4 protein-coding genes are annotated in these 4017 nt (G+C 62.6%); 2 read left to right on the top strand and 2 right to left on the bottom strand.

From position 1 onward, the window contains the following. On the top strand, positions 1–1216 hold a 1216-nt coding region (locus HX846_RS25670; RefSeq protein ID WP_178966339.1), incomplete at its 5' end, for a lytic transglycosylase domain-containing protein. 63 nt (positions 1217–1279) lie between these two features. Here HX846_RS25670 and HX846_RS25665 read toward each other — a convergent pair. Next, positions 1280–3088, bottom strand: a complete 1809-nt coding sequence (locus tag HX846_RS25665; protein WP_177008120.1) for an ABC transporter transmembrane domain-containing protein — start codon at positions 3086–3088, stop codon at positions 1280–1282. 216 nt (positions 3089–3304) lie between these two features. Here HX846_RS25665 and HX846_RS25660 point away from each other — a divergent pair, with 216 nt between their 5' ends. Beyond that, entirely contained in the window at positions 3305–3478 is a 174-nt protein-coding gene (locus tag HX846_RS25660; protein ID WP_003218992.1) for a PA1571 family protein, read from the top strand. 51 nt (positions 3479–3529) lie between these two features. On the opposite strand, the gene HX846_RS25655 is transcribed toward HX846_RS25660, so the two are convergent. Next, a partial coding sequence (locus HX846_RS25655) for a DUF3410 domain-containing protein (protein ID WP_178966338.1) occupies positions 3530–4017 on the bottom strand: 488 nt, incomplete at its 5' end.

Genomic DNA, 4017 nt, shown 5'->3' with positions numbered 1-4017 from the left:
CGACGCCGTAGGCCTGGGCCTGCGCCGCCTGGCACGCCAGGACCCGGACAAGGCCATGGCCCTGCTCGACGGTTATGCCAGCAGCATGCACTTCTCTCGTGACGAAAAAGTGTCGATCGCCCGGGAAATCGGCCTGACCCTGGCGCGTCGCTACGACCCGCGCGCCCTCGACGTGATGACCAAATACGATCCGGAACTGCGGGACAACACCGTTTCCGAATGGCGCCTGCGCCTGCTGTTGCGCCTGGCCCGCTGGGAAGACGCCTACCAGTTGACCCGCAAGCTGCCCCAGGATTTGGCCACCACCAACCGCTGGCGCTACTGGCAGGCCCGCAGCCTGGAACTGGCAGAGCCGAAGAACCCGCAAGCCCTGGTGATGTACAAGGGCCTGGCCAAGGAACGAGACTTTTACGGTTTCCTGGCGGCGGATCGCTCCCAGTCCCCGTACCAACTGAACAACAAGCCACTGGTGATGAGCCAGGCGCTGATGAACAAGGTACGCAACACACCGGGCGTGCGCCGCGCCCTGGAGTTCTACGCCCGTGGCCAGATCGTTGATGGCCGCCGCGAGTGGTACCACGTCAGCCGGCATTTCAACCGCGACGAAATGGTCGCCCAGGCCAAGCTGGCCTATGACATGAAGTGGTACTTCCCGGCGATCCGCACCATCAGCCAGGCGCAGTACTGGGACGACCTGGACATCCGCTTCCCGATGGCCCACCGCGACACCCTGGTGCGCGAAGCCAAGGTCCGCGGCGTGCATTCCAGCTGGGTATTTGCGATCACCCGCCAGGAAAGCGCCTTCATGGACGACGCGCGCTCCGGCGTCGGCGCCACCGGCCTGATGCAACTGATGCCCGGCACCGCCAAGGAGACTGCGCGAAAGTTCAGCATCCCGCTGGCTTCGCAACAGCAGGTGCTCGACCCGGACAAGAACATCCAGCTCGGCGCCGCCTACCTGAGCCAGGTCCACGCCCAGTTCAACGGCAACCGCGTGCTCGCCACCGCCGCCTACAACGCCGGCCCGGGCCGTGTACGCCAATGGCTGCGCGGCGCCGATCACCTGAGTTTCGATGTGTGGGTGGAAAGCATCCCGTTCGACGAAACCCGCCAATATGTGCAGAACGTGCTGTCTTATTCGGTGATCTACGGGCAGAAGCTCAATGCACCGCAGCCGCTGGTGGATTGGCATGAGCGGTATTTTGATGATCAGTAAGTAACGCTATCCCATAAAAAATGCCCGCATTGAGAGATGCGGGCATTTTTTGTGGGCGGTGAATCAGTGGGTGGTCGACTCACCATCACTGAACTGCAACGCCGCCAGCCGTGCATACAGCGGATTGCTGGCGATCAGCTGCTGATGCGTCCCCACCGCCACCAGCTTGCCCTGGTCCATCACGGCAATCCGGTCGGCATTCTTCACCGTGGCCAGCCGGTGGGCAATGACCAGGGTGGTGCGCCCTTCCATCAACTGCGGCAGCGCCTGCTGGATCAGGTGTTCGCTCTGGGCGTCCAGCGCGCTGGTAGCTTCGTCCAGCAGCAGGATCGGTGCATCCACCAACAAGGCCCGGGCGATGGCCAGGCGTTGGCGCTGGCCGCCGGAGAGGCCCATGCCGCCGTCGCCCAGGTGGGTCTGGTAGCCGTCGGGCATTTGCAAAATGAAATCGTGGGCGTGGGCGATGCGCGCCGCCTCCTCGACCTGGGCAAAGGTGGCCGTCGGATTGCCGTAGCGGATGTTCTCCTCAACGCTGCCGAAAAACAGCGCCGGGCTCTGGGACACCAGGGCGAAACAGCGGCGCAGGTCCAGCGGATCCAGCTCGGTCAGCGGGTGGCCTTCAAGCAGGATGCGGCCTTGCTGGGGATCGTAGAAACGCAGCAACAGATCGAACATCGTCGATTTACCCGCGCCGGACGGACCGACCAGGGCCAGGGTTTCGCCTGCATTGATGCTCAGGCTCAAGCCGTCGATGGCAAAACGATCCGGGCGCGAAGGATAGGAGAAGCGCAAATCCTGGATTTCCAGGCGGCCGCTGACCCGCTCCGGCAACTTGATCACGTTGGCTTCGGGCGCCTTGATCTCATTGCTCGACTGCAGCAATTCGCCAATCCGCTCCGCTGCACCGGCGGCGCGCTGCAACTCGCCCAACACTTCACTCAAGGTACCGACGGCACTGCCGACGATCAGGCTGTAGAACACGAACGCCGCCAGCTCACCACCGGAAATGCGCCCGCCGATCACGTCCATGCCGCCGACCCAGAGCATCACGCCCACGGCGCCCAGCACCAGCATGATCACCAGGGTAATCAGCCAGGCGCGCTGCACGATGCGTTTGCGGGCGGTGGTGAAGGCCTCTTCCACCGTCAGCGCGAAGCGCTGTTCGTCCTGGACCTGGTGGTTGTAGGCCTGCACGGTCTTGATCTGGCCGAGGGTTTCGGACACATAGCTGCCGACATCGGCGATGCGATCCTGGCTCTGGCGCGACAGGCTGCGCACCCGGCGGCCGAAGATCAGGATCGGCGCCAGCACCAGTGGCAGCGCTATCACGACGATGCTGGTGAGCTTGGGGTTGGTGACAAACAGCAGCACGATCCCGCCGATCACCATCAAGGCGTTGCGCAGGAACAGCGACAGCGAGGAGCCGATCACCGATTGCAGCAAGGTGGTGTCGGTGGTCAGCCGGGACTGGATTTCCGAGCTGCGGTTGTTTTCGTAGAAGCCCGGATGCAGGTAGATCAAGTGGTTGAACACCTGCCGCCGGATGTCCGCCACCACCCGCTCGCCGATCCACGACACCAGGTAAAACCGCGCAAAGGTGCCCACCGCCAGGCCCAGCACCAGGATCATGAACAGACCGATGGATTGGTTGAGCAGGTGCGGCGACTGGGTCATGAACCCCTGGTCCACCAGCAGGCGAATACCCTGGCCCATGGACAAGGTAATGCCGGCGGTGACGATCAGCGCCAACAAGGCGCCCAGGGCCTGCCAGCGGTAGGGAGCGACGAAGCGACTGGCCAGGCGAATCGCGCGGCGTTGACGGGCTGAGAGCATGGAGGGTTTCACCTGAAGGTTGGAGACGGGAACCTGCATAGCTACATGGGGGGAACTTGAGCGAATCACAATGAGTCAGGTTAATTATGCTCACCGAACCTAGGCCCTAGAGGCTATCGGTCTAAGGACCGGCTGGAAATTTGTATCGGTTTCTGCTGGACTGGGCATTCGATCTGCGGGCCGCGCAAGGAGTTGTAACAACGCGGTCACGCGGGGGTTTTAAAGTAGGTACACAACCTGATGAGGAGACGGGCCATGTCCTTGCAAAACAGCAGCAACGCCAAAATTCAAGTGATCCGCCAACCGCAGCAATTGCCTTGCTCGTATATCGACGCTCAGGGCCGCGAAGTGCAAATCACTGAAGAAATGATCCAGAGCGCGTGCGCCGAACTGGAACAGAAATTGGTCAAGCCTGCCAAGCGAGGCTGATTCGCCCACGCTCTCTTAAACCCGGCCTTGATGGCCGGGTTTTTTATGCCTTCAGATTGCCTGTGCGCCCAATGCTGCCACGATGCTCGACAAGGCGGCAGACTCGCCGTTGATCCGCACTTTCAAGCCGTCAATCTCACGCCGCTCGGGGTAGTGCTTGCGCAACAGGTCGAAGGCCTTGCGCTGCTCATCCACTGTGCCTACCAGGCTGCGGCGGAAATCCGCGTCATCACGGCGCGGGTCGTACATGCTGCGGCACAGGGTCGCCAGGGCCCAGGCCGGATCGGTATTGGCATTGAGGTTGACTTCGGCCAGCCACGGCTCCGGCAGCAAGTCGCTCAATTGAATCGTCGGGTCCTGACCAAGATGCCGGCAAAACGCCTGATAGATCTGCGCCGTGCCGCGCTGCTTGCCGTCTAGGCTGTAGCCGGCGATATGCGGGGTGGCCAGCACACACAGGTCGGCCAGGTCGACGTCCACCTGCGGCTCGCCTTCCCACACATCCAGCACGGCCTGCAGGTCTTCGCGCGCCAGCAGCA

This window comes from Pseudomonas sp. K5002, from assembly GCF_013386655.1.
GTDB lineage: Bacteria > Pseudomonadota > Gammaproteobacteria > Pseudomonadales > Pseudomonadaceae > Aquipseudomonas.
This window is presented reverse-complemented; position numbering and strand designations above follow the sequence as displayed.

Bases quoted from the DNA above. Each gene is read 5' to 3' on its own strand.
- HX846_RS25665 (WP_177008120.1), bottom strand. From the start codon at position 3,088: ATGCAGGTTCCCGTCTCCAACCTTCAGGTGAAACCCTCCATGCTCTCA.
- HX846_RS25660 (WP_003218992.1), top strand. From the start codon at position 3,305: ATGTCCTTGCAAAACAGCAGCAACGCCAAAATTCAAGTGATCCGCCAA.